Here is a 1688-nt window from a genome sequence, read left to right on the forward strand (position 1 = left end):
GCAAAACTGGGTCTGACTCAAATTCCGTGCAGATTTGACAAATTCGAAGGGTAGCCGCGAACTCCAGCTCACGGAAAGCGAGGAGTACTGGTCAATGGCCGTGAAAGCATGGGACAGCAGCCTGACGCTACCCGGTTTGATTGTGGAGAGCAGGGCTGTCGTGGACGGAACTGTCGAGGTTTCGGGCCGCTTGGCGTCTGCTGGAGCGATCTGCCCGGACTGCGCTAACCCATCGACGTCCTTTCACAGTCGATACGACCGCACGCTCTCGGATTTGCCGGTCAGCGGCAGCACGGTTCGGCTTCGGTTGTCGGTCCGTCGGTTTCGCTGCACGCACACGTCTTGCCAACGACGCACGTTCAGCGAACCATTGGCGCCGCCGGTTGGCCGTCGATATGGCCGCAGGGTGGGCCGCTGCGACGCCTTGGTACGGGCAGTAGCGGTGGCGCTAGGCGGTCGGCCCGGGGCGCGGATGATGGCGCGACTAGCGATGCCGTGGTCGCGCGACACGATGCTGCGTGTCCTACGGCGTGGTGATCCTGCCGCCGAACTGCCGCCGCCCGCGCGGGTGGTCGGCATCGATGACTTCGCCTGGCGCCGCGGCCACAGCTACGGCAGCATCGTTGTGGATCTCGAGCGCCGTCAGGTCATCGACCTGCTGCCCGATCGCCAGCGCGATACTGTGATCGCGTGGCTGCGCCAGAACCCGCAGGTCGAGATCATCTGCCGTGACCGAGGCCCGGGGTATGGTGCCGCAGCCAGCGAAGCGGCGCCGCAGGCGCGGCAGGTGGCCGACCGCTGGCACCTGTTCGAGAATGCCTCGGCAGCGTTTCTCGCCGCAGTGCGCTCGGAAATGCCCTGCCTACGTCGGGCATTAGCGCCCACTGGCCCAGTTGATCCCGCGACCTTGACCCGCGCCGAGCGTATCCAGTGGGATGGTGCGCAATTGCGTGAGGCGCTCAATCGTCAGATCATCGATCAGGCCGCGCAAGGCATACCGATCAAGGCCATGGCGCGCGCAACCGGCGTTTCGCGCCAGACGATCCGGAAGGTTCTGCGCGGCCAGCGGCACGATACGTTCCGCAGCCGCGAGAGTTCGCTCGACGCTTGGTCGCTGACACTCGAGGCCGAGTGGAACGCGGGGTGCAGGATCGGCGCGGAACTTTGGCGTCGGCTGAAGGCATCCGGTTTTGCCGGCTCCCTGCGGGTTGTCAGCGAATGGGCTACGCGCCGCCGTCGCGATGAGAAACTCGGCCACTCTGGTGGCGCTGGGCTGAGCGCGCGGACCATTGCGCGCAGCATGACCACCGAACGCGAGACCGGTTCTGCGCAAACCGCCTTGATCAACGCGGTGATCGAAAAGGCCGTGCCCGCGCTGATCATCGCACGTGAGGCCCTCGATCGCTTCCATGCCATGATGCGCTCAAAGGACGAAGCGCGGCTCGATCCATGGATCGCCATGGCGGCAGACACTAAGCTCGCCGCCTTCGCCGCCGGCGTGGAGGCGGACAAGGACGCAATCGCCGCCGCAATCGCCACGCCTTGGTCCAGCGGCCAGGTCGAGGGGAAAATAAACCGCCTCAAGGCGATCAAGCGCCAGATGTTCGGGCGCGCTAAAATCGACCTGCTCAAGGCAAGGGTGATGGCGCCAGCATGATACGAAGTGCACGGAATTTGAGTCAGACCCA

The 1688-nt window shown here is 65.0% G+C and carries 1 protein-coding gene; it reads left to right on the forward strand.

Going from position 1 to position 1688, the window contains the following annotated elements; genetic code table 11:
• The first annotated feature begins 94 nt into the window (after positions 1-94).
• On the forward strand, positions 95-1657 hold the full coding sequence (locus tag ACYPYD_RS22950; protein ID WP_459665736.1) for an ISL3 family transposase: 1563 nt from the start codon (positions 95-97) through the stop codon (positions 1655-1657).
• Positions 1658-1688 lie beyond the last annotated feature (31 nt).

The sequence above is a fragment of the Novosphingobium sp. 11B genome (genome assembly GCF_054589055.1).

Bases quoted from the DNA above. Each gene is read 5' to 3' on its own strand.
- ACYPYD_RS22950 (WP_459665736.1), top strand. From the start codon at position 95: ATGGCCGTGAAAGCATGGGACAGCAGCCTGACGCTACCCGGTTTGATT.